General features: G+C 64.1%; 20 protein-coding genes and 1 pseudogene. 11 read left to right on the top strand and 10 right to left on the bottom strand.

Annotated elements, in window-relative coordinates:
• The first annotated feature begins 4 nt into the window (after positions 1 to 4).
• The 3 genes from pyk to HBF26_RS04905 all read left to right on the top strand — a co-directional run bounded on the left by pyk (position 5) and on the right by HBF26_RS04905 (position 3,221).
• Complete coding sequence (gene pyk, locus HBF26_RS04915; RefSeq protein WP_167123672.1) at positions 5 to 1,474, top strand: pyruvate kinase; 1,470 nt, start codon at positions 5 to 7, stop codon at positions 1,472 to 1,474.
• A 150-nt stretch (positions 1,475 to 1,624) separates the two neighbouring features.
• Positions 1,625 to 2,092, top strand: a complete 468-nt coding sequence (locus HBF26_RS04910) for an energy transducer TonB (protein WP_240151215.1) — start codon at positions 1,625 to 1,627, stop codon at positions 2,090 to 2,092.
• Between the two features lie 106 nt (positions 2,093 to 2,198).
• Positions 2,199 to 3,221 carry a class I fructose-bisphosphate aldolase gene (locus tag HBF26_RS04905; RefSeq protein WP_167123670.1) on the top strand — a complete coding sequence of 341 codons (1,023 nt, stop codon included), beginning with the start codon at positions 2,199 to 2,201 and terminating at the stop codon, positions 3,219 to 3,221.
• A gap of 49 nt (positions 3,222 to 3,270) precedes the next feature.
• Here HBF26_RS04905 and HBF26_RS04900 read toward each other — a convergent pair whose 3' ends face one another.
• Entirely contained in the window at positions 3,271 to 3,855 is a 585-nt protein-coding gene (locus HBF26_RS04900) for a porin family protein (RefSeq protein ID WP_167123668.1), read from the bottom strand.
• Positions 3,856 to 4,059: 204 nt separating this feature from the next.
• Complete coding sequence (locus HBF26_RS04895; protein WP_167123666.1) at positions 4,060 to 4,791, bottom strand: outer membrane protein; 732 nt, start codon at positions 4,789 to 4,791, stop codon at positions 4,060 to 4,062.
• A 226-nt stretch (positions 4,792 to 5,017) separates the two neighbouring features.
• Between HBF26_RS04895 and tkt the strand changes: the two genes are divergently transcribed.
• A complete protein-coding gene (tkt, locus tag HBF26_RS04890) occupies positions 5,018 to 7,030 on the top strand; it encodes a transketolase (RefSeq protein ID WP_167123664.1) in 2,013 nt (670 codons plus the stop codon).
• A 76-nt stretch (positions 7,031 to 7,106) separates the two neighbouring features.
• Here the strand turns inward: tkt and HBF26_RS04885 are convergent, their stop codons facing one another.
• From HBF26_RS04885 to HBF26_RS04875, 3 genes are all read right to left on the bottom strand, one after another.
• On the bottom strand, positions 7,107 to 7,913 hold the full coding sequence (locus HBF26_RS04885; protein WP_167123662.1) for a hypothetical protein: 807 nt from the start codon (positions 7,911 to 7,913) through the stop codon (positions 7,107 to 7,109).
• 712 nt (positions 7,914 to 8,625) lie between these two features.
• On the bottom strand, positions 8,626 to 9,276 hold the full coding sequence (locus HBF26_RS04880) for an HAD hydrolase-like protein (RefSeq protein ID WP_167123660.1): 651 nt from the start codon (positions 9,274 to 9,276) through the stop codon (positions 8,626 to 8,628).
• Complete coding sequence (locus HBF26_RS04875) at positions 9,276 to 10,457, bottom strand: phosphoglycerate kinase (protein WP_167123658.1); 1,182 nt, start codon at positions 10,455 to 10,457, stop codon at positions 9,276 to 9,278. The genes HBF26_RS04880 and HBF26_RS04875 overlap by 1 nt, the downstream gene beginning before the upstream one ends.
• A gap of 143 nt (positions 10,458 to 10,600) precedes the next feature.
• Between HBF26_RS04875 and maiA the strand changes: the two genes are divergently transcribed.
• Positions 10,601 to 11,248, top strand: a complete 648-nt coding sequence (maiA, locus tag HBF26_RS04870) for a maleylacetoacetate isomerase (protein ID WP_167123656.1) — start codon at positions 10,601 to 10,603, stop codon at positions 11,246 to 11,248.
• Between the two features lie 137 nt (positions 11,249 to 11,385).
• Here maiA and HBF26_RS04865 read toward each other — a convergent pair whose 3' ends face one another.
• Positions 11,386 to 12,495: a PilT/PilU family type 4a pilus ATPase gene (locus HBF26_RS04865; RefSeq protein WP_167031804.1), complete on the bottom strand. Its 1,110-nt coding sequence runs from the start codon at positions 12,493 to 12,495 to the stop codon at positions 11,386 to 11,388.
• 93 nt (positions 12,496 to 12,588) lie between these two features.
• On the opposite strand from HBF26_RS04865, the gene HBF26_RS04860 reads away from it, so the two are divergent.
• The 6 genes and pseudogenes from HBF26_RS04860 to HBF26_RS19730 form a co-directional block, all read left to right on the top strand.
• Entirely contained in the window at positions 12,589 to 13,113 is a 525-nt protein-coding gene (locus tag HBF26_RS04860; RefSeq protein ID WP_167123654.1) for a DUF4398 domain-containing protein, read from the top strand.
• Entirely contained in the window at positions 13,113 to 13,775 is a 663-nt protein-coding gene (locus HBF26_RS04855; RefSeq protein WP_167123652.1) for a DUF4398 domain-containing protein, read from the top strand. Before HBF26_RS04860 ends, HBF26_RS04855 begins: the two co-directional genes overlap by 1 nt.
• Before the next feature lie 347 nt (positions 13,776 to 14,122).
• Complete coding sequence (locus tag HBF26_RS04850; RefSeq protein WP_338039629.1) at positions 14,123 to 14,407, top strand: HP1242/YdcH family protein; 285 nt, start codon at positions 14,123 to 14,125, stop codon at positions 14,405 to 14,407.
• Positions 14,408 to 14,634: 227 nt separating this feature from the next.
• Complete coding sequence (locus tag HBF26_RS04845) at positions 14,635 to 16,005, top strand: pyridoxal-phosphate dependent enzyme (RefSeq protein ID WP_167031816.1); 1,371 nt, start codon at positions 14,635 to 14,637, stop codon at positions 16,003 to 16,005.
• A gap of 16 nt (positions 16,006 to 16,021) precedes the next feature.
• A complete protein-coding gene (glmS, locus tag HBF26_RS04840) occupies positions 16,022 to 17,851 on the top strand; it encodes a glutamine--fructose-6-phosphate transaminase (isomerizing) (RefSeq protein WP_167123650.1) in 1,830 nt (609 codons plus the stop codon).
• Positions 17,848 to 18,309 (top strand): annotated as a pseudogene (locus HBF26_RS19730) (acyltransferase); the annotation flags it as partial. The gene glmS and the pseudogene HBF26_RS19730, both read left to right, overlap by 4 nt.
• Here HBF26_RS19730 and rfbD read toward each other — a convergent pair.
• From rfbD to rfbB, 4 genes are read right to left on the bottom strand one after another with little or no spacing between them, the layout of a single operon-like run.
• Positions 18,306 to 19,226 carry a dTDP-4-dehydrorhamnose reductase gene (rfbD, locus tag HBF26_RS04830; protein WP_167123646.1) on the bottom strand — a complete coding sequence of 307 codons (921 nt, stop codon included), beginning with the start codon at positions 19,224 to 19,226 and terminating at the stop codon, positions 18,306 to 18,308. The pseudogene HBF26_RS19730 and the gene rfbD sit on opposite strands and share 4 nt — an antisense overlap.
• The gene (rfbC, locus tag HBF26_RS04825; RefSeq protein ID WP_167123643.1) at positions 19,223 to 19,780 is read right to left on the bottom strand and encodes a dTDP-4-dehydrorhamnose 3,5-epimerase; all 558 of its coding nucleotides are present in this window, start codon (positions 19,778 to 19,780) and stop codon (positions 19,223 to 19,225) included. Before rfbC ends, rfbD begins: the two co-directional genes overlap by 4 nt.
• On the bottom strand, positions 19,777 to 20,664 hold the full coding sequence (rfbA, locus tag HBF26_RS04820) for a glucose-1-phosphate thymidylyltransferase RfbA (RefSeq protein WP_167123641.1): 888 nt from the start codon (positions 20,662 to 20,664) through the stop codon (positions 19,777 to 19,779). Before rfbA ends, rfbC begins: the two co-directional genes overlap by 4 nt.
• Positions 20,661 to 21,704: a dTDP-glucose 4,6-dehydratase gene (gene rfbB, locus HBF26_RS04815; RefSeq protein ID WP_167123639.1), complete on the bottom strand. Its 1,044-nt coding sequence runs from the start codon at positions 21,702 to 21,704 to the stop codon at positions 20,661 to 20,663. The genes rfbA and rfbB overlap by 4 nt, the downstream gene beginning before the upstream one ends.
• Positions 21,705 to 21,832: the final 128 nt, after the last annotated feature.

Here is a 21,832-nt window from a genome sequence, read left to right as displayed (position 1 = left end):
ATCGATGACCGATATCCAGGTACGCCGCACCAAGATCGTCGCCACCCTCGGGCCCGCCACCGACGCGCCGGGCATGCTCGAGAAGATCCTCGAAGAGGGGGTGGACATCGTTCGCCTGAACCTTTCGCACGGTCAGCCCGACGATCACCGTGCCCGCGCCGCCGCGGTGCGAGCGGCCGCCGACGCCGTCGGCCGCGAGGTGGGCATCCTGGCCGATCTGCAGGGCCCGAAGATCCGCATCGAGAAATTCGCAGGCGGTCCGGTCGACCTGATGACCGGCGACAGCTTCGTGCTCGACTGCCGCCCCGATGCACCTCCGGGCAACCAGACGCGCGTGGGCGTGAGCTATTACGACCTGCCCAAGGACGTGTCGGCGGGCGACATCCTTCTCCTCGACGACGGCCTGGTGGCACTGTCCGTGGTGGAAGTGGTGGGCAGCGAGATCCGCTGTCGCGTCGCCATCGGCGGCCGCCTTTCCGACCGCAAGGGCCTCAATCGCCAGGGTGGCGGCCTGAGCGTGTCCGCGCTCTCCGACAAGGATCGGAACGACATCAAGCTGGCCGCCGAGATGGGCGCCGACTTCCTGGCCGTATCGTTCGTGCGGTCGGCCGCAGACCTCAATGAAGCACGGCGCCTGCTGCGCGAGGCCGGCGGCGACGCCGCCATCGTCTCCAAGATCGAGCGCGCCGACGCGATCCCCGTGCTTGGCGAGATCATCGACGCCTCGGACGTCGTGATGGTCGCCCGTGGCGACCTGGGCGTGGAAATCGGCGATGCCGAGCTGCCGGGCCTGCAGAAGAAGATCATCCGCGAGTCGGTCATGCGCAACCGCTCGGTGATCACGGCCACGCAGATGCTCCAGTCCATGGTGTCCGCGCCGATTCCCACCCGAGCCGAAGTGCTGGACGTGGCGAACGCCGTGATCGACGGCACCGACGCGGTGATGCTCTCCCAGGAAACCGCGGCGGGCGCGCACCCCGACAAGGCGGTGGCAGCCATGCGCCGCATCTGCCTGGGTGCGGAGCGCCAGTTCGAGCCGCGCGACGACCTTCGTCCCAACACGCATTCGCTCGACCGCTCGGACCAGGCGATCGCCCTGGCCGCCATGCTGCTCGCGGCCCAGGTGGGCGTCCGCGCCATCGTCGCGCTGACCGAATCCGGCGCCACGGCGCAGTGGCTTTCCCGCTATCGCTTCGCAGTGCCCATCTACGCGATGTCGCCGTCGGGCATGGCCCGCCGCCGCATGCTCGTACTGCGCGACGTGCAGCCCGTGGATTTCGAGCAGAGCAACCTCGACCCCGCGCATACGGCCCGCGCCGCGCTCCAGCACCTGTTCGCGCTGGGCAAGCTCACCAAGGGCGACCGCGTGATCCTCACGCACGGCGATCACATCGGCCGGGGCGGCGGCACCAATACGCTCAAGCTGCTGATGATCGGCGAGGACGGCATCGCCGAGAGCTTGCGGGATCTTTGAGGCGCGGAACCGATGCCCTGTGGGAGCCGGCTGCGCCGGCGATCCCGCGGCAGCGGGCAGGCTGCCGCGAGTGCCCATCGCCGCTGAAGCGGCTCCCACAGCCACCGCAGGATTTCACACGCGCCGCATCCCCCTGGCGGAGTAAACTCGATGCCCTCAACCATCCCTGAGGGCGTCATGATCCGCATCAGCCTCCGCTCCGGCGCCGTTGCCGCCATCCTCCTGCTCGCCGCCGGCAGTGCCGCGGCCCAGAATGTCCGCCGTGTCGACCCGGCCCGCCTGCCGAACTACTGGACCCTGACCAATACCTCTGTCAGCGCCGACGTTCCCAATACGGGGAAGAACCTCAACCAGCCCGGCTGTGTCGCCGTCACCTACATGATCGGCTCGAACGGCCTGCCGCAGAACGTCGTGGCGGCGAAGACGGTGCCCGAAGGCGATCTCGCCCAGGTGGGCGTCAGTGCGGTGAAGGACTTCCGTTACGCCCCTTCGGGCGTCAACCGCGCCGGTGAGCCCGTGAACACCTACTACGTAGTGGGGTTCAATCTGCCGGAAGATCCAGCGCGCAAGGCCGCCATCATGAAGCAGTGCGAACTGCCCGGTTACAAGACCACTTGATCGCGCCGCACAACGGGTTTCGCGGAGTATTCCCCTATACTCCGCCGGTTTTTGCATTCGCACCACGTTGCCTTATGGGGCATACCACTACTTCCACGGAGTTGTCATGAGCATCGAAAACCTCGAACAGATCGCGCAGGCGATGGTGGCCACGGGCAAGGGCATCATCGCCGTCGACGAATCGACCGGCACGATCAAGAAGCGCTTCGAAGCCGCCGGCGTCGAGAACACCGAGGAAAACCGTCGCGCCTATCGCGAACTGCTGCTCACCACCCCGAACCTTGGTGAGCACATCTCGGGCGCCATCCTGTTCGACGAGACGATCCGCCAGAAGACCAAGGACGGCGTGCCGCTGGTCGAGGCCATGAAGAAGGCCGGCATCATCCCGGGCATCAAGGTGGACAAGGGCCCGGTACCGCTTGCCGGCTTTCCGGGCGACGTGGTCACCGAAGGCCTCGACGGCCTGCGCGACCGTCTGAAGGAATATGCCCAGCTCGGCGCCCAGTTCGCCAAGTGGCGCGCGGTGATCAAGATCACCGAAGACAACCCCAGCTCGACGGCCATCGAGGCCAACATGCATGCCCTGGCGCGCTACGCGGCGCTGTGCCAGGAAGCCGGCCTGGTTCCGATGGTGGAGCCGGAAGTCCTCATGGACGATGCCGAGAGCAAGCACGACATCGACGTGAGCTACGAAGTACACGAAGCAGTGCTGCGCAGTCTGTTCAACGCGCTCTACGAACAGAACGTGATGCTCGAAGGCACCATCCTGAAGGTGAGCATGGTGATCCCGGGCAAGTACGCTCCGAAAGATGCTCAGGTCGGTCCCGAAGACGTCGCCGAGGCCACGGTGCGCGTGCTGAAGTCGTGCGTGCCCGCCACGCTGCCGGGCATCGTGTTCCTCTCCGGCGGCCAGAGCGACGAACAGGCTACCGAGCACCTGAACCTCATCAACCAGATGGGCCCGCATCCGTGGCCGGTCAGCTTCTCGTACGGTCGCGCCCTGGTGGCCGAGGCGCTGAAGATCTGGTCGAAGGATCAGCAGAAGAACTGGGCCGAAGCGCAGAAAGCGGTATACGCCCGCGCACAGGAAAACGGCGCCGCGGCGCTGGGCCAGTGGAAGAAGCGTTGATAAAAAAACGCCGGCGAAAGCCGGCGTTTCTTCTTGGGGCCGATGAAGCTTAGAAGCGGTATTCCGCCGAGACCGACGTCATGTTGGTCGACAGGTCGAGGCCGTTCTTCTTCGCGTCGTAGTGGTCGTAGTTGATGCCCAGGCTCCAGTTGTTGCTGAAGTCGTAGCCCACTCCCGCACCGGCGTACCAGCTGGTCTTGTCGAGATCGTGGCGATCGATGTCGTTGTTGCTGGTGCCGTGGCCCTTCCAGCCGTAAATGCCGGCGCGGCCGCTGATGTACCACTGCGGATCGATGTTGAAGTGGCCGTTCACACCGGCGGTCCAGCCGTGCAGTTCCGACTTCCTGCGGTCGACCACGCGGTCGCCGTTGAAGAAGTTCTTGGCGTGGATGTTGCCCAGATCGTTGTAACCGGCTTCCACGCCGAGCGCGGCCCACGGGCTGACCGTCCAGCGATAGCCGCCGTTGAGGGCGTATCCCGTGTCGTGTCCGTCGTAGCGGCCCTTGTCGATCGAGGTGCGACCGACGTTACCGTTGACGAACCAGCCACCCGCGCCATTGGCATCCTGCGCGAAAGCGGGCGCGGCAACGGCGCCGGCAGCGACAAGGGCGAGGGCGATAAGGGTCTTCTTCATGGTGGATCTCTCCTGCTTATTGTTCTTCGCGGCGTGTCCGGCCATGGGGGGATGCCGGTACACGCTGGCGCACGAGCGGGGGTGCCGTGCGTGACACATAGATTGGGCGGGGCCGCGAAGATTCAATACCGATTAGTTCAGTATTAAGAAACGATTAAGCCACGGCACGCGTCGTGCCGTGGCTCAACCGTTTTGTTTAACTACTCAGAAGCGGTATTCGCCTGCCAGCGAGACGATGCCCGTGGAGCGCTTCAGGCCGCGCGAGACCTCGCCGGTGGCGTTGTTGCGCACCTTGCCGGCATCCGCATGGAAGTAGTCGTACGACACGCCCACGCCGAAGTGCTCGTTCACGTCCCAACCGGTGCCGAGGCCGGCGTACCAGCTACCGCGATCCGCGCGGCCGCCGCTGGAGAAGCCGAGATCCTGGCCCACGCTGTTGTTGTAGTTCTGGTTGTTGTCGTTGGCACGGAAGTAACCGCCGTGTGCGCTGATGTACCACTGCGGCACGAGGTTGATCTTGCCGTTCACGCCAACCATCCAGCCGCGCAACGCGTTGCGCGTGGACTTCTGGTTCACGTCCTGGTCGGACTCGAAAACGTTCTTCACACGGTAATTGCCGAGGTCCGCATAGCCGGCCTCGACACCGAGGCCGAGGTCGGGACCGACCTTCCAGCGATAGCCGCCGAGCAGGCCGTAACCCGTACGGCGGCCCTTCTCGCCGTGCAGGAAGTTGAATCCATCGGTGTTGCTGCCGAAGCCGCCGGTGTCGCTGCCGTTGGTGCGGCCGACGTTGGCGCCGATGAACCAGTTGCCGCTACCGACAGCCTGGCTGGGCTGATAATTGCCGCTCACGGCGGGGTTGCTGTCCTGTGCGAAAGCCGGAATGGCCGAAAACGAGACGCAAGAAACTGCAAGGGCAAGAATTGCCTTTTTCATGGGAATATTCCTCTTTTTGTCGGGGCGGCCACCTACCGTTGAAGGGGAGGGGGAAGTCGGTGGCCGTGGTCGATTAGAGCCCCCGCAACCTGAAGAAATTCAAAAAACGGGGTCAAAAGATTAAGGCGGGGTTAACTTCAAGGCCGCGGTCGGTTCGTCCACGACAAGCAGGCAGACAATGCGCGACAATCGCGTTTTTTCCGCCGCCCCTTATTGGAGAACGCCGATGACGACACGCCGCGAACGCGCCAATGCGATCCGCGCCCTGGCCATGGATGGTGTGGAAGCCGCCAAATCAGGCCATCCGGGCATGCCGATGGGCATGGCCGACATCGCCGAGGTTCTCTGGGGCGACTTCCTGCATCACAACCCCTCGAATCCGCATTGGCCGAACCGCGACCGCTTCGTTCTCTCGAACGGCCATGGCTCGATGCTGCAGTACGCCCTGCTGCACCTCACCGGCTACGACCTCGGTATCGAAGACCTCAAGCATTTCCGTCAGCTCGGCTATCGCACGGCGGGCCATCCCGAGTACCACCACACGCCCGGCGTGGAGACTACCACCGGTCCGCTAGGCCAGGGTCTCGCGAACGCCGTGGGCTTCGCACTCGCCGAGCAGGTGCTTGCGGCGCGCTTCAACCGTCCGGGGCACGACATTATTGACCACCACACCTATGTGTTCGTGGGCGACGGTTGCCTGATGGAAGGCATCTCGCACGAAGTGGCCTCGCTGGCCGGCACGCTCAAGCTCGGCAAGCTCGTCGCCATCTACGACGACAACGGCATCTCGATCGACGGCGAAGTGCACGACTGGTTCACCGACGATACGCCGGCGCGCTTCCGCGCCTACGGCTGGAACGTGGTGCTGGGCGACGACGGCAAGCCGGTCGACGGTCACGACGCGGACGCCATCAAGAAGGCGATCGCGGCGGCCACGTCGCAGAGCGAAAAGCCTTCGCTGGTGATCTGCAAGACGGTGATCGGCTTCGGTGCGCCCAACAAGGAAGGCAAGGAGTCCTCGCACGGCGCGCCGCTCGGCGCCGACGAAGTGAAGGCCGCGCGCGAGAAGCTGGGCTGGAAGTACGGCCCGTTCGAGATTCCGCAGGAGATGTACGACTCCTGGAGTGCCAAGGAAAGCGGTGCGAAGGCGGAAAAGGCATGGAACGACAAGTTCGATGCCTATGCGAAGGCGCACCCCGAGCTTGCCGCCGAACTCAAGCGCCGCCTCAGCGGCGAACTGCCGGCAAACTGGAAGGACGGTGCCGATGCCTACATCAAGAAGATGCAGGCCGAAGGCCCGGTAGTCGCTTCGCGCAAGGCCTCGCAGATGGCGCTCGACGCGTTTGGCCCGCTGCTGCCCGAGCTGATCGGCGGTTCCGCCGACCTTGCGCCGTCGAACCTCACCATCTGGAAGGGCTCGAAGAACGTCGCTACCGCGGGCGCCGAAGGTAACTACATTCACTACGGTGTGCGCGAGTTCGGCATGAGCGCCATCTCCAACGGCCTTGCCCTGCACGGCGGATTCATTCCGTACGACGCCACGTTCCTGGTGTTCTCGGACTATGCCCGCAATGCCGTGCGCATGTCGGCGCTCATTCCTGCGCACGCCATCCACGTGTACACGCACGATTCGATCGGCCTTGGCGAAGACGGCCCCACCCATCAGCCCGTCGAACACCTGGGTTCGCTGCGCCTCATCCCGAACAACCGCGTCTGGCGCCCCGCTGATGCCGTGGAATCCGCGGTGTCGTGGAAGAAGGCCATCGAGCGCGCCGGTAACCCGTCCTGCCTCGTGTTCTCCCGCCAGAACCTGAAGCACAACCCGCGCACCGAGCAGCAGGTGGCGGACATCGAAAAGGGCGGCTACGTACTCTTCGAGCCGAGCGAGAAGTTCAAGGCGATCATCATTGCCACGGGCTCGGAAGTGGGCATCGCCGTGGAAGCCGCGCACGCACTGGGCGACCAGGGCGTTCCCGTCCGCGTGGTGTCCATGCCCTGCACCGAGGAATTCGATGCGCAGCCGGTGGAGTATCGCGAAGGCGTGCTTCCCTCCTGGTGCCGCGCACGCGTGGCCGTGGAAGCGGCCAGCGAGGACTTCTGGGCAAAGTACATCGGCCTGGACGGCAAGGCCGTGGGCATGACCACCTTCGGTGCGTCCGCACCGATCGACAAGCTTTACGAGCACTTCGGCATCACGACCACGGCTGTGGTGGATGCGGTGAAGAGTGTGATCAAGTAAGGCAGTCCGCGAGTGATAGAGGGGCCCCGTAGGGGGCCCCTCCTTTTGCCCACTGATGTCTCACCTGCCGACGCAATTACCGCCCTTCGTGCCAATCCTGGTGCGAGAACCAAACGGGCGCGGCGCGGTAGGCCACGACGTTTCCATCGGGAAAGACAGCGAACGAGCCGAGCGTTGTAAAAAGTCGTGTTCCCGGAACGTCACCATGATTTGCGGGATGGAATGCCTGAGCTTTTGATCGGGTGCTATACATCTCGCCCGTTGCGCCGGTTACGACGAGACCAAGATCGACCGAGGCGTGGGTTGCGCCATTTGTATAAGTGGCCCAGATCGGAACACCGTGCCGCCGAACGACGACATTACCGTCGATCTGAAAGCTGAAGCTGTACATACCCTCTGAATAAGTCTTTCCTTTTTCGAAAACGAATCCATATGGAAAGATGAGGGCATGTTCCTGGCGAAAGTTACGATTGGATGTGCCGCTAGTCCACCAGTCCCGCACGGTCAGTACCATGGCTTGGCCATGCTCCGTGACCGCGAACTTCCTGTAAGGGCCGTTGGTTTTCGTTCGCCACACAACATTGTTTGAAGCATCGAACAGAGCAAAATCACCGTGGTGCTCCATGGTGGCCCTCACGGCTCCCTTGTTAGCTGTGCGTGTCGACCACACCGCGCGCCGATGACCATAGTTCTGGTAGACCACGAAGTTGCCATCTGCTTGCAAGGTCGCATAGTAGCGGCCATCGTCCGACGGCAACGTCTGACCGACCAGAATGCTTTCGCCGGGATTGAGGACTCTCGACCAAGTGGCGTCTGCGAAAAGAAGAGCGCTTGTACCGAGCGCAAGGGCTGCCATGGCTTTCATCGATTGCACCATCGTCATATCTCCTCCCTGGAGTTCGTGGCGCGCTGCGAGTTGCGGCGCGCCACGAAGATATGTGCTTCAACAAATCGAGGAAGTAGGTCTCGGCCGTAATTCGGGTCGTCAGACTCTCTTTCCGACTTTTCCTTGTCGTCTAGACCCGAGCGATCGCTGCTTGGAATGGTTTCTTCGAATTCCTGCGGCAGGCAGCATCACTACTTGATTGACCCCTGTATCCCGCTGGAGAAAGGATCATTGCGTGTGCCTAGCGGAAGCTTTCCAATATCGCCCGTTGTATCGCGCCCAGCCCCTGAAACCCTGCCCGTGGCGCTCAGCGCGAATATCGCCACGTTGGTCAGTGTCTGTGCAAGGCGGCCTGGCTGCTGTGCAATCGGAGCGATGGGCGATGGCGAATTGGTGGCGTGACGTTCGCGGTCAACCTTGGAAACATCGCGAGCGAGAGGGGATTCCCACCTCGGATGCGAGTCCTCGCTTGTCGTTCCAGTGGCATTGAGAGAAATCACCACAAAGAGGGCGCCAAGAAGGGATCTCAGGGCTGTTGTCGAAGTGGGAAGCGGGGCCATGCGTTCTCCTGTCGTATGACGTTTCACTGAGCGGCGCTGACGCGCAGTCAACGAAGTTAGGCGACGTTGCGCGGCCGGGACATCAGTCAGCGCCGATCGAGCGCGTAGGTCAGCCGTGCAGTACCGACGGCAATCGCACAGGACGAGCACTACCCCGCGATCACTTCCCCCGCCAGCAGCACGATCTCCGCCGGCGTCTGCACTACCTTCCATGCACCGGCGCCTTCCAGTTCCTCCCGGTCGCCGAAGCCCCAGAGCACGCCGAGACCGCGCACGTCGTTGGCGACGGCCCCTTCCATGTCGAAGAGCCGGTCGCCGACCATCAGCGTGTCTTCGGCGGGATGGGCGAAGTCTGCCAGGGCGGCGGCGATCATTTCCGCTTTCTCGCTGTGCGCCGTGCTCGGCGGCGGCGCGTAGATGCGTTCGAAGAGGTGACCGAAGGGCAGGTGGGCAACGATCGGTTCGGCGTGCGAGCGTGTCTTGCTGGTGACGACCGCAAGGCGATGTCCAGCCTCCGCGAGCGCGGCGACCATGTCGCCGACGCCTTCGTAAACGGTGTGCTCGGACCAGCCTGTCTCTCGGAAACGCTGCGAGTAAGCTTCTACCGCGGCTTCCACGCGATCGCTGTCACCGTCAAGGACGGCGCCGAAGCTCACCCGCAGGGGCGGGCCTATCCACGAGCGCAGCACGCTGTCGTCGGGCGCTTCCGCGCCGACGCTCGCCAGCGAATGGCGCACGCCGGCGAGGATGCCAATTTCCGAATCGATCAGGGTGCCATCGAGATCGAACAGGATGAGCATTACTTCGCTTCCGCCCGCGCTTTCAGCGCGGCAACGGCCGGCAGTTCCTTGCCTTCGAGGAATTCGAGGAACGCACCGCCACCGGTGGAGATGTAGGAGACACCGTCCTCGATACCGTACTTGTCCACCGCGGCCAGGGTGTCGCCGCCGCCGGCGATGGAGAATGCCTTGGACGACGCGATGGCGCGCGCCAACGTTTCCGTGCCCTTGCCGAAGGCGTCGAACTCGAACACGCCCACGGGGCCGTTCCATACCACCGTGCCCGCCTTCGCGATCAGCTCGGCATAGCGCTTCGCCGTGTCCGGACCGATGTCGAGGATCATTTCGTCGTCGCCGACCTGGTCGACCGGCTTCACCGTGGCCTTCGCGGTGGCGGCGAATTCCGTGGCCACTACGACGTCGGTCGGCACAGGGACGTCGGCGCCGCGCGCCTTGGCATCGGCCATGATTTTCTTCGCCGTATCGAGCAGGTCGGCTTCCACCAGCGACTTGCCGACCTTGTGGCCTGCCGCGAGGATGAAGGTATTGGCGATGCCGCCGCCCACGATGAGCTGGTCGACGCGGTCGACGAGGTTCTGCAGCAGTTCGAGCTTGGTCGAGACCTTGGAGCCGGCGACGATGGCGAGCAGCGGATGGTCGGGGTTTTCCAGCGCCTTGCCCAGGGCGTCCAGTTCTTTCGCGAGCAGGGGGCCGGCCGCCGCGATGGGCGCGAAGCGGATCACGCCATGCGTGGACGCCTGAGCGCGATGGGCGGTGCCGAAGGCGTCCATGACGAAAACGTCGCAGAGCGCCGCATACTTCTTCGACAGGCCTTCGTCGTCCTTGCCTTCGCCGACGTTCATGCGGCAGTTTTCCAGCACCACCACCTCGCCATCGGCGACGTCCACGCCGTCGAGGTAATCGCGCACGAGGCGCACGGGCTTGCCGAGCCTGTCGCCCAACCATTCGGCCACCGGCTTCAACGAAGACGCTTCGTCGAACTGGCCTTCCTTCGGGCGGCCGAGGTGCGAGATGACCATGACCTTTGCACCGGCGTCGCGGGCCGCCACGATCGTGGGCAGGGAGGCGTCCAGTCGCTGGGTGGAGGTGATCTTTCCGTCCTCGACGGGAACGTTCAGGTCTTCGCGGATCAGCACGCGCTTGCCGCGCAGGTCGAGGTCTTGCATGCGGATGACGGACACGTTGGGCTCCAGCTCATGGACGGAAGGCCGCTATTGTCCGTGGCGGGACCGGACGGGCGCAAATCGGTCTCGCGCGGCAGCGCGGCAAGGCTTTCCACGCACGCGCCGCTAGAATTTCCCGTCGCTCTTCAGGAATGCCCCGCATGTCCCTCGCCCTGTACACCTATTGGCGCTCCAGCGCCGCCTACCGCGTTCGTATCGTGCTGAACCTCAAGGGGCTTGCATACGAAGCGCGGCCGGTACACCTGGTCAACGACGGCGGACAGCATCTGAAAGACGAGTACCGTCGCGTGTCGCCGCAGGCGCAGCTTCCCACTCTCGTCGACGGCGACACGGTGGTCCGGCAGTCGATGGCGATCATGGAGTACCTCGAAGAGACGCATCCGGAGCCGGCGTTGATGCCTCGCGACGCCAGGGGCAGGGCGAAAGTTCGAGAGCTCATGCAGGCGGTGGGCACGGACATCCATCCCCTGGGCAACCTGCGCGTGCTGAAGGCGCTCGAGAGCGAGTTCGGGGCCGACCAGGCGGCGAAGGAGGCCTGGTCGAGGCGCTGGATTCGGCACGGGTTCGATGGGCTCGAAGCGCTGCTGGCCGACGGCACGGCCGGGCGCTTCAGCTTTGGGGACGCGCCGGGCCTGGCGGACGCCTGCCTCGTGCCGCAGCACTACAACGCCTTGCGTTGGGGCGTGGACCTGGCGCCTTATCCGACCATTCGGCGCGTGGTAGAGGCTTGCCAGGCGCTGGAGGCATTCCGGAAGGCAGCCCCGGAGGCCCAGCCCGACGCGCCATAGCGGACCTTGTGGGAGCCGCTTCAGCGGCGATCTGGCCCGCTGCCGCGGGATCGCCGCTGAAGCGGCTCCCACAAGTCTTTCAGGCTCCCACAAGTCTTTCAGGCTCCCACAGTCTGTCGGGCCCTTAAAGGTCGCCGTCAGACCCCGATGCCGTACGGATCGCTCGAAGCGAACTCGCTTCCCGAAGCGCCTTCCGAAAGGCGGATCTTGAGCGCCAGGCCGTCGCGCGAGTCCGCCTTGTTCAGACACTCCTCGAGGGTGATCTGGCCTTCCTTGTAGAGTCGATACAGGGACTGGTCGAACGTCTGCATGCCTTCCTGGAGGCTGCGATCCATGGCGTCCTTCACCTCGTGGATCTGGCCGCGGCGGATCATGTCGCGGATCAGCGGGGTGTTGAGCAGGACTTCCGTGGCCGGCATGCGGCGCCCGTCCTTGCCGATGACCAGGCGCTGGCTGATTACCGCGCGCAGGTTGAGGGCCAGGTTCATCAGCACGTTCTTGTGTGCCGACTCCGGGAAGAAGTTGAGGATGCGCTCCAGCGTCTGGTCGGCGTTGTTCGAGTGCAGGGTGGCCAGGCAGAGATGGCCGGTTTCCGAGAACGAGATGGCGGCCTCCATGGTGTCGGTATCACGGATCTCGCCGATCATGATGACGTCCGGCGCCTCGCGCATCGCGTTCTTGAGGGCCTCGTGGTAGCTATGGGTGTCGAGACCCACTTCGCGCTGGTTCACGATGGACCGCTTGTGCCGGTGCAGGTACTCGATCGGGTCCTCGATGGTGAGGATGTGTCCCGAGCTGTTGTTGTTGCGGTGATCGAGCATGGCCGCGAGCGTTGTGGACTTGCCCGAGCCGGTGGCGCCCACCACGAGGATGAGGCCGCGGGGCTCCATGATCAGGTCGCGGAAGATGGCCGGCAGACGCAGCTCTTCGAGCGAGGGGATCTCGCTCTTGATGGCACGGATGACCATGCCGATCTCACCGCGCTGCTTGAACACGTTGATACGGAAGCGCCCGGCCTCTTTCACCGCCAGCGCCATGTTCAGTTCGAGGTCGCGCTCGAACTGGGGCACCTGGCCCTCGTCCATGAGCGAATAGGCGATTTTCTTGACCATGCCGCTGGGCAGGCCGGTGTTACCGAGCGGGTAAAGCTTGCCCTCCACCTTGATGTTCACAGGGGCGCCGGTCGTCAGGAACATGTCCGACGCGCCCTTGTCCACCATAAGTTTCAGGAAATAACCGATATCCACCTAAACCCCCGGGCGTTCGCATTACAATCGAGAAGACGGTCTCACTGACCTGTATATCGACAATATCTCGCAAATCTGTACGAGGAACGAGTGATGGTGCACATCTTGCCGCCGAAGGCCCTGTCCAGGGGTCGCCGGCTCCTCGGGCTGGCTTCCCTGGCCCTGGCTATCGCAACCCTCGCTGGCTGTGCCAGCGTGCCGCCGCCGGACGGCGCCATGAACCAGGCGCTGGCCCAGCTGCAGGCCGCTCGGGATGCGGGCGCCGCCGATTATGCACCGGTGGACCTGGACTATGCCCAGGCCAAGTTCCGCCAGGCGCAGGCCGCCATGGCCAGTCGCAAGTACGAAGAGGCCGCGCTGCTCGCCGACGAGTCCCGCGCCGACAGCGAACTGGCACGCGCCAAGGCTCGCCTGGGTGCGGCCCGGGCCCAGAACACGGCCAAGAGCAAGGAAAATTCCAAAATGCGCGTGGACATGATCGACAACCACGCCAATGACACCGTGCCCATTCCCAACAACGTGCAGGAATCGGAAACCGTCCTGCCCGAACCTGTCGACAACACCCCGCCGCCGGCCGGCGGCGAAACCCTGCCGCTGAACAACCAGGGAGGCCAGTGATGAAGCGCTCCACCACTCTCCTTTCGGCCCTGGTTCTTGCCGTTTCCGCGGGAACGGCCCTGGCCGCTACCGAAGACCTCGACGTCCGGCGGCTGAACTCCAGCCTCGACCAGCTCTCCGCCGATCCGGCCCTGGGCGGGTATGCACAGGCCGAGCAGGCGCGCGCGCGCGAGGCAATCGGCCAGATGGCGCAGTACAAGCCCAAGGACAAGCTGCACGGGCACTACCTCTACATCGCCGAGCGGCGGGTGGACATCGCCAAGGCCATGGCCCAGTACCAGGACGCCCAGGCGAAGAGCGCCCAGCTGGACCGGGAGCACGACGCCATCCTGCTCGAGGCCAGCCGGCTCGATGCCGAGATGGCGCGCCGCCAGCTCGAACAGCAGCGCTTGCAGAACCAGATGATCCAGGAAGAGGCCGCCCGCCTGCAGCAGCAGGGCGTGGAGTACTCCCAGGCGCTGGAGCAGGCCAAGGCCGAGGGGGAAAAGGCCCGGCAGGTCGCCGCCGCCCAGGCCCGCGTGGCCAACGCCGCGAAGAAGCAGGCCGCCCTTGCCGAAGCCGCCGCTCGCGCGATGCGTGACATGAATTCGTCCGACGGCGGGGCCCCGGCGTCGACGCCGGCCACGACCTCGCCCAAGAAGTCGAAGAAGGGCGGCCAGTAAGGCCGCCTCCGTAGGAGCGCGCCCTGCGCGCGACATGTTTTGAGGCCAGGCCCCGGAGCTGGCGAGCCAGCTAGGGCGCAGCCGCGAAAACATGTCGCGCGCAAGGCGCGCTCCTACAGCATGTCACCGCGCCACGCTGCGGCACCTGCCGCGTAAACCGTTGCGCCAGCAACTATTTTTTAGCGATTTTTGAGCAAAATCTCTCTTGCAGGGTTCCGGGGAGGGGAGTAGCTTCGATCCCCCGTCACGGAAAAAACACGTGGCGGCCCTGCCGGAGCATGCGTACGTCTACCCAGGCACATAGCATCGCTGTTTTCCCCGACCGTCGATGCGCGGATCGTGCCCGCATGGCTCCCCTCACGACCGGCCCCGCTACGGGCCGATCCCACCGCGAGGAGATCGATATGTTCGAAAACCAGCAGCGTGACGACGTCGAGAAGTTCATCCATGCCGATGCCGAGACTCGCCGTCTCTACTTCCGCCACAAGGAACTCGATTCCAAGCTCGAAGACGCCGGCAGGGGCTGCCTGGCGCTGGGCGACGAGGCCCTCACCCAGATGAAGCGGGAGAAGCTGCAGGCCAAGGTCCAACTGGAGCGAATGTGGGACCGGTGGCGACAGTCGCCGCACTGACGCCCAGCCGGGCCGAACATGAGGAAAACGGGCGCTCACGGCGCCCGTTTTTTATTGGGCCGGTCACGGCCGGGGCCCGGCGCAAGGAACCGACGCTTCCCGCCGGCGGGTCCATACACCGTTTTGGCTCGGCCGAGAAGCCGGGCGTCGGTTCAGTGGCGCACCCATTATCATGTGGGCCAACAGGCGCGGTCACCGGATCGCGCCGGATCAACCACGGAGTTCCAATGAGTGTTCACGACAGCATCCTCGAATTGATCGGTCGCACCCCGATGGTGCGCGCCCAACATCTGGATGCAGGCTGTTGCGAACTGTTCCTGAAGCTGGAAAGCGCCAATCCCGGCGGTTCGGTGAAGGACCGGATCGGCCGTTCGATGATCGAAGGCGCCGAGCGCGCAGGCAAGATCAAGCCGGGCGACACCCTGGTCGAGGGCACGGCGGGCAACACGGGCCTCGGCCTCGCCCTGGTCGCCCAGCAGAAGGGGTATCGCCTCGTTCTCGTGGTGCCGGACAAGATGAGCCGGGAGAAGATCTTCAACCTGAAGGCCATGGGCGCGGAGGTCGTGCTGACGCGCTCCGACGTGGCCAAGGGGCATCCGGAGTACTACCAGGACATGGCCGAGCGCATCGCGCGCGAAACCCCCGGCGCGTATTTCATCAACCAGTTCGGGAATCCCGACAACCCTCTGGCACATGTCCAGACCACCGGCCCTGAAATCCTCGAGCAGCTCGACGGCAAGGTGGATGCCATCGTCGTCGGCTGCGGCTCGTCGGGCACCATGAGCGGGCTGACGGCCTATCTTCGCGAGCATTCGCCGAACACGGAAATCGTCCTGGCCGACCCCGTCGGTTCGATCCTCGCGCAATACATCAACGAGGGCACCCTGTCGGAGAAGTCAGGCAGCTGGATGGTCGAAGGCATCGGCGAGGATTTCCTCCCCTCGATCAGCGACTTCTCGATGGTGAAGAAGGCCTACGCCATCAGCGACAAGGAGAGCTTCCTCGCGGCCCGCGAACTCCTGGCCAAGGAGGGCGTGCTCGGCGGCTCCTCCACCGGCACGTTGCTGGCCGCGGCGCTGAAGTATTGCCGCGAGCAGACCACGCCGAAGCGCGTCGTCACCCTCGTCTGCGATACCGGCAACAAATACCTGTCGAAGATGTACAACGACTATTGGATGCTGGACAACGGCTTCCTCGAACGCGAACAGCACGGCGACCTGCGCGATCTCATCCTGCGGCCTTATGCGCAGCGCGACACGGTCGTGGTCAAACCGCAGGATCTGCTGATCACCGCCTACAACCGCATGAAGCTGTACGACGTGTCGCAGCTGCCGGTGATGGAGGACGACCGGCTCGTCGGCATCCTCGACGAGTCGGACGTGTTGTTGCACGTGCATGCCGACAGCGCGAAGTTCCGCGATCCGGTGTCCACCGCCATGATCGCGTCCCCGGAAATGCTTCAGGTCACGGCACCCATTGAGGCGTTGTTGCCCGTATTCGAGAAGGGCCACGTCGCGATCGTGGTCGACGGGGAGCAGTTCCTCGGGTTGATCACGCGCATCGATCTTTTGAATTACCTGCGTCGCAAAGTGAATTAAGGAACGGGGAAGCATCATGTGTGGAATCGTCGCCGCTGTCGCGCAGCGTGATATCGCGCCCATCCTCATCGCCGGCCTGAAAGCCCTCGAGTACCGCGGATACGATTCCGCGGGTATGGCCATCGCCGATGGCGGCGAAATCCGCCGTGTGCGCGCCAAGGGCAAGGTTCGCGAGATGGAAGCCCTCTACGACGCGGACCCAGTGCCCGGCGGCACCGGCATCGCGCATACCCGCTGGGCCACGCACGGCGTCCCTAGCGAAAAGAACGCGCATCCGCATGTGCAGGGGCGCATCGCCATCGTGCACAACGGCATCATCGAAAACCATGCCTCCTTGCGCGAGTCGCTCAAGGCGAAGGGGCGCAGCTTTCTTTCCGAGACCGATACCGAGGTCATGGGCGCCGTCATCGACGAGCACGTGCAGGCCGGCAAGTCCCTGCGCCAGGCGGTGACGGCTGCGGTGCGCGAGCTGGAAGGGGCTTATGCCATCGCTGTGATGAGCCTGGACGAGCCCGAGCGCATCGTCGGGGCCCGGCGGGGATGCCCTCTCCTGGTGGGCATCGGCATCGGGGAACACTTCCTCGGTTCCGACGCGCAGGCGCTCATCAAGGTCACCAACCGCATGATGTACCTGGAAGAGGACGACGTCGTCGAGATCACCCGCGACAGCGTCGCCGTCTTCGGGCTCGACGGCAGTCCGGTCGATCGCACGGCCCACGAAAGTGAAATCAGCGCCGACTCGGTCGAGCGCGGCGAATACCGGCACTACATGCAAAAGGAGATCTTCGAGCAGCCGCGTGCGGTGGCCGACACGCTCGAAGGCCGCATCGGCCCGCACGGCGTGCTGCCGAACATCTTCGGCATCGATGCAGACCCCATCCTCGACAAGACCCGCGGCATCCATATCGTCGCGTGCGGCACCAGCTATCACGCCGGCATGGTGGCGAAGTACTGGATCGAGCACCTGGCACGCATCCCGGTGGTGGTCGAGGTAGCCAGCGAATACCGCTACCGCGACGTCGTGGTTCCCGAGGACACCCTGTTCGTGGCGGTGTCGCAGTCTGGCGAAACCGCCGACACGCTTGCGGCCATGCGCGAATCGCGACGCCGCGGCTATCTCGCCACGTTCGCCATCTGCAACGTGCCCGAGTCCTCTGTCGTGCGCGAGTCCGATCTGCGCCTGATGACCCGGGCCGGCCCGGAAATCGGCGTGGCCTCGACGAAGGCCTTCACCACCCAGTTGGCGGCGTTCGCATTGCTGGCGCTCGACCTCGGTCGCCGGCGCGGTCTGGACGATGCGGTTTACCTAGAACACTGCAAGGAATTGCAGTCGTTGCCGCGGTATATCGAGAACGCGCTGCAGACGGAGCCGGCCATCCTCGCGATCGCCGATCACTTCATCAACAAGCAGCACGCCCTGTTCCTCGGGCGCGGCGCGCAGTTCCCGGTGGCCTTGGAAGGCTCGCTGAAGCTCAAGGAGATCTCCTACATCCACGCCGAAGCCTACCCGGCAGGCGAGTTGAAGCATGGCCCCCTGGCGCTCGTGGACGAGAACATGCCCATCGTGGCGGTCGCGCCGAACGGCCCGCTGCTGGACAAGCTGAAGTCCAACCTGCAGGAAGTGCGCGCGCGCGGCGGCGAGCTGATCGTGTTCGCCGACGAGCGGGCGGAAATGGAAGACGGCACCGAGCACATCGCCATGGTTCGCGTGGACGGCGGCGGCGACCTGATCGCGCCGGCCGTGTTCACCGTGCCGATGCAGCTGCTGGCCTACCACGTGGCTGTGCAGCGTGGCACGGATGTCGACCAACCGCGCAACCTGGCGAAGTCGGTCACGGTCGAGTGAGCGACGAGCCGCTCGTTCATGCCCTCGCCGATGTGCAAAGCCTGCGCATCGGTGCCCGCACGCGGGTGTGGCAGTTCGTGGTGATCCTTCCGGGGGCCACCATTGGCGAGGACTGCAACATCTGCTCGCACTGCTTTGTCGAGAATGACGTGGTGGTGGGCGATCGGGTGACGGTGAAGAGCGGGGTGCAGCTGTGGGATGGCGTGCGGCTGGAAGAAGATGTTTTCGTTGGGCCGAACGTGACATTCACCAATGATCGGTTCCCGCGTTCGCGGGAGCGCCCGGAAGCGTTTCCCCAGACTCGCGTCCGCCGCGGTGCATCCATCGGCGGTGGAGCGACGATCCTGCCGGGTGTGGATATCGGCGAGCGTGCGATGGTGGGGGCGGGAGCGGTCGTGACGCGCGACGTGCCGCCTCGGGCGGTTGTCGTGGGTTCCCCGGCAAGGATCATCGGTCACACCGATGGATGAGTCTCGTAGCCACCCTTCATCATGACGCTCAGGTCGCTCCGCCAATCCGGCGGTGTCACGCCGAATGACGTGGCGATTTTCGTCGTATCGAGCACTGACCAGGCGGGGCGCTTCGCGGGCGTGGGGTAGCCAGCGGTAGCGATCGGCAGGACGATGGGCCGTTCTTGCAGTCTTCCCGTTGCGAGTGCTTCGTCGAAGATAGCATTTGCGAAGTCGAACCAGGTTGTCTCGCCTGCTGCAGTCAAGTGATAGACGCCGCGCCTCTCCCGGCGCGATTCGATGTCGTTCATCCACCTCCCCGCGACGGTGGCGGTCGCTGTTGCCAGGAATCCGGCACTCGTCGGCGTGCCGCGCTGATCGTTCACGACGCTAAGTTGCCTGCGCTCGACACCCAGCCGCAGCATGGTCGTGAGGAAATTCCGTCCATGCAGGCTGTGCACCCAGGCCGTACGCAGTATGAGGTGGTCTGTGTCCGCTTCGGTAAGGGCGTATTCGCCGGCCAACTTGCTGCGTCCGTAGACGCCAAGGGGGTTTGGGTTGTCGTCTTCGCAGTAAGGATGGCTCGCGGTTCCGTCGAAGACATAGTCGGTGGAATAGTGAATCACGGCACCGCCCCATTCGGATGACGTGGCTCCGATGACGCCAGGCAGCGTCGCGTTCACCAACATGGCTTGGCCTTCTTCACGTTCGGCCTGATCGACCGCCGTATAAGCGGCCGCGTTCACCACGAGGTCCGCGCGCTCCCGGCGCAGGAGGACTTCGACCGCCGCCGTGTCGGAGAGATCGCAGCGCAACGCATCATCTTTCGCAGCACGCGACGAAGCTCGAACGGTACCGATGGTGGCGAGCGTGCTGCGCAGGTACCCCCCTAATTGCCCGTCGGCACCGAGAAGGAGGATCTTCACGGCAAGTAGTCGGGGAGGCGCTCGCGCGGCACCTCGTCAAAGAAGGGGGCGTTTCGATCTTTCTTCGAAAGGTGTGGGTCGGAGACCGGCCAGTCCAGGGCGAAGCGCGCATCGTTCCAGCGAATGGCCGCATCGGCAGCGGGATCGTACAGGCTCGTGCACTGGTAGACGAACGTGGCTTTCTCCGACACGACGCAGAAGCCATGCGCATATCCGGGAGCTATCCACAGGTGTCGCTTGTTTTCGCTGGAAAGCATCACGGCGACGGACTTGCCGAAAGTCGGCGAACCAGGGCGAATATCTACAGCGACGTCGTAGACCTCGCCGTCGAGCACGCTTACCAGCTTTCCCTGTGGATTGGGCCACTGGTAGTGCAGTCCGCGCAAGACGCCGCGCTGCGATTGCGAAACGTTTGTCTGTACGAAGGTGGCGTCGATTCCGTTGGCGGCGAAGCGCGCCCGGTTGAAGCTTTCATAGAAGAAGCCCCGTTCGTCGCCATGCACCGTCGGCTCAACGATGACGACGCCTGGAAGCTCCGTGGCAATGCACTTCACGTGCGTCCATCCTGCTCGGCGAGGCGGAGAAGATACTGGCCATAACCGACTTTGGACAAGGGCTCCGCAAGGCGAACCAGTTGCGCGCGGTCGATCCAGCCGTTGACGAAGGCGATTTCCTCGGGGCAGCAGATCTTCAGCCCCTGCCGGTTCTCGATGGTCTGAATGTAGTTGCCGGCTTCCATCAAGGATTCGTGGGTGCCGGTGTCGAGCCATGCGTGCCCACGGCCCAGTTGCTCGAGATGGAGCTGGCCTTGCCGAAGGTAGCGACGATTGAGATCGGTTATCTCCAGTTCGCCACGCACGGAAGGCGGGAGTTCCGCCGCGTAGTCGGAGGCATGTCCGTCGTAGAAGTACAGGCCGGTCACCGCGTAGTTCGATTTGGGTTCGACAGGCTTCTCTTCGATGTCCTGGACTCTCCCGTCGGGTCCGATAGTGGCCACGCCGTATCGTTGGGGGTCCCGCACCCAATATCCGAAGACCGTGGCCCCCTCGTCGCGCGCGTCGGCGCGCCGCATGCGGTCGATCAGGCCCTCGCCGTAGAAAATGTTATCGCCCAGCACCAGACAGCTCGGTGCGCCAGCCAGGAAGTCGCGACCGATGAGGAAGGCCTGGGCGAGCCCTTCCGGGCGCGGCTGGACGGCGTAACTGATGGACAGGCCCCATTGCGAACCGTCGCCCAGCAGGCGCTGGAACATCGCCTGTTCGTGGGGAGTGTTGATGACCAGGATCTCGCGGATGCCCGCGAGCATCAACGTGCCCAGGGGGTAATAGATCATCGGTTTGTCGTACACCGGGAGCAACTGTTTGCTCACCCCCTGGGTGATCGGATACAGCCGGGTGCCCGACCCTCCCGCGAGAATGATCCCCTTTCGCTTCGTCATTGTCCTAGCCGTTCCATTCGATAGCTGCCGTCGAGAATGCCTGCCACCCACGCCTGGTTGGCGAGGTACCAGTCCACCGTACGTGCCAGGCCGGAGCGGAAGTCGTTGCATGGTGCCCAGCCCAATTCACGCTGGATCTTGCCGGCGTCAATGGCATAGCGGCGGTCGTGGCCAGGTCGATCGCGAACGAAGCGGATGAGCGATTCCCGCGGTGATGGGGTGGGCAACCGCTCGTCCAGCAATTCGCAGATCCTCCTCACGACGGCGATATTGGTTTGCTCGCTGTTTCCGCCGATGTTGTACGTTTCGCCTGCCGTGCCTTTTTCCAGCACCGTGGCGATGGCGTCGCAATGGTCTTCGACGAACAGCCAGTCACGCACGTTCATTCCGTCGCCGTACACCGGCAACTCCTCGCCAGCCAGCGCCTTCTGGATTACCAGAGGGATCAGTTTTTCCGGGAACTGGTATGGGCCGTAATTGTTCGAACAGTTCGTCGTGAGCGTCGGAAGGCCATAGGTGTGGTGAAACGCACGAACGAGATGGTCCGAAGCAGCCTTCGAAGCAGAGTAGGGTGAATTGGGAGCGTAAGGGGTACGCTCGGTGAATCGGCCTTCGGGCCCCAACGATCCATAGACCTCGTCGGTGGATACATGGAGGAAACGAAAGGCCGCCCCGTCCGCGTCGGAAAGGCTTCGCCAATGATTTCGAGTGGCTTCCAGCAAAGCCAGTGTCGCAGTCACATTGGTCTCGATAAAAGCTGCGGGGTGGTCGATCGAACGGTCTACGTGCGACTCCGCCGCGAAATTCACCACGGCGTCCGGGCGGTGCTGGGTCAACAGCGCTGAAACGAGCGTGTAATCGCCGATATCGCCGTGCACGAAACGGTGATCGGGGTGATCGCGCAAGGACGCGAGCGTCGCCAGATTGCCGGCGTAAGTCAGCTTGTCCAGGTTTATGACCCGGTGACCCGCGGCCACGACTCGATGGACGAAGTTACCGCCGATGAATCCGGCGCCGCCGGTAACCAGGAATGTGGACATGAACGACCTTGGCGTGAACCGGGCGGGGCCCGCGGACGATGTCGGCAATTATGGGCGATCCCATCGGCTCCGTCTCCTGCACATCCGGTAGATGAACGCGACTTCAGACTCCCGAGCCGGGAAATCGC

The sequence above is a fragment of the Luteibacter jiangsuensis genome (assembly GCF_011742555.1).
Taxonomy (GTDB): domain Bacteria; phylum Pseudomonadota; class Gammaproteobacteria; order Xanthomonadales; family Rhodanobacteraceae; genus Luteibacter; species Luteibacter jiangsuensis.
Note: the sequence above shows the minus strand (reverse complement) of the source record. Positions and strands in the feature narration are given on the sequence as shown.

Excerpts from the sequence above, each read along its gene's own strand:
- HBF26_RS04910 (WP_240151215.1), top strand. The coding sequence starts at position 1,625 with ATGCCCTCAACCATCCCTGAGGGCGTCATGATCCGCATCAGCCTCCGC.
- rfbA (WP_167123641.1), bottom strand. The coding sequence starts at position 20,664 with ATGACGAAGCGAAAGGGGATCATTCTCGCGGGAGGGTCGGGCACCCGG.
- HBF26_RS04905 (WP_167123670.1), top strand. The coding sequence starts at position 2,199 with ATGAGCATCGAAAACCTCGAACAGATCGCGCAGGCGATGGTGGCCACG.
- maiA (WP_167123656.1), top strand. The coding sequence starts at position 10,601 with ATGTCCCTCGCCCTGTACACCTATTGGCGCTCCAGCGCCGCCTACCGC.
- HBF26_RS04850 (WP_338039629.1), top strand. The coding sequence starts at position 14,123 with ATGGCTCCCCTCACGACCGGCCCCGCTACGGGCCGATCCCACCGCGAG.
- HBF26_RS04860 (WP_167123654.1), top strand. The coding sequence starts at position 12,589 with ATGGTGCACATCTTGCCGCCGAAGGCCCTGTCCAGGGGTCGCCGGCTC.
- HBF26_RS04845 (WP_167031816.1), top strand. The coding sequence starts at position 14,635 with ATGAGTGTTCACGACAGCATCCTCGAATTGATCGGTCGCACCCCGATG.
- rfbB (WP_167123639.1), bottom strand. The coding sequence starts at position 21,704 with ATGTCCACATTCCTGGTTACCGGCGGCGCCGGATTCATCGGCGGTAAC.
- HBF26_RS04895 (WP_167123666.1), bottom strand. The coding sequence starts at position 4,791 with ATGAAAAAGGCAATTCTTGCCCTTGCAGTTTCTTGCGTCTCGTTTTCG.
- glmS (WP_167123650.1), top strand. The coding sequence starts at position 16,022 with ATGTGTGGAATCGTCGCCGCTGTCGCGCAGCGTGATATCGCGCCCATC.
- HBF26_RS04855 (WP_167123652.1), top strand. The coding sequence starts at position 13,113 with ATGAAGCGCTCCACCACTCTCCTTTCGGCCCTGGTTCTTGCCGTTTCC.
- pyk (WP_167123672.1), top strand. The coding sequence starts at position 5 with ATGACCGATATCCAGGTACGCCGCACCAAGATCGTCGCCACCCTCGGG.
- HBF26_RS04880 (WP_167123660.1), bottom strand. The coding sequence starts at position 9,276 with ATGCTCATCCTGTTCGATCTCGATGGCACCCTGATCGATTCGGAAATT.
- HBF26_RS04885 (WP_167123662.1), bottom strand. The coding sequence starts at position 7,913 with ATGACGATGGTGCAATCGATGAAAGCCATGGCAGCCCTTGCGCTCGGT.
- tkt (WP_167123664.1), top strand. The coding sequence starts at position 5,018 with ATGACGACACGCCGCGAACGCGCCAATGCGATCCGCGCCCTGGCCATG.
- HBF26_RS04900 (WP_167123668.1), bottom strand. The coding sequence starts at position 3,855 with ATGAAGAAGACCCTTATCGCCCTCGCCCTTGTCGCTGCCGGCGCCGTT.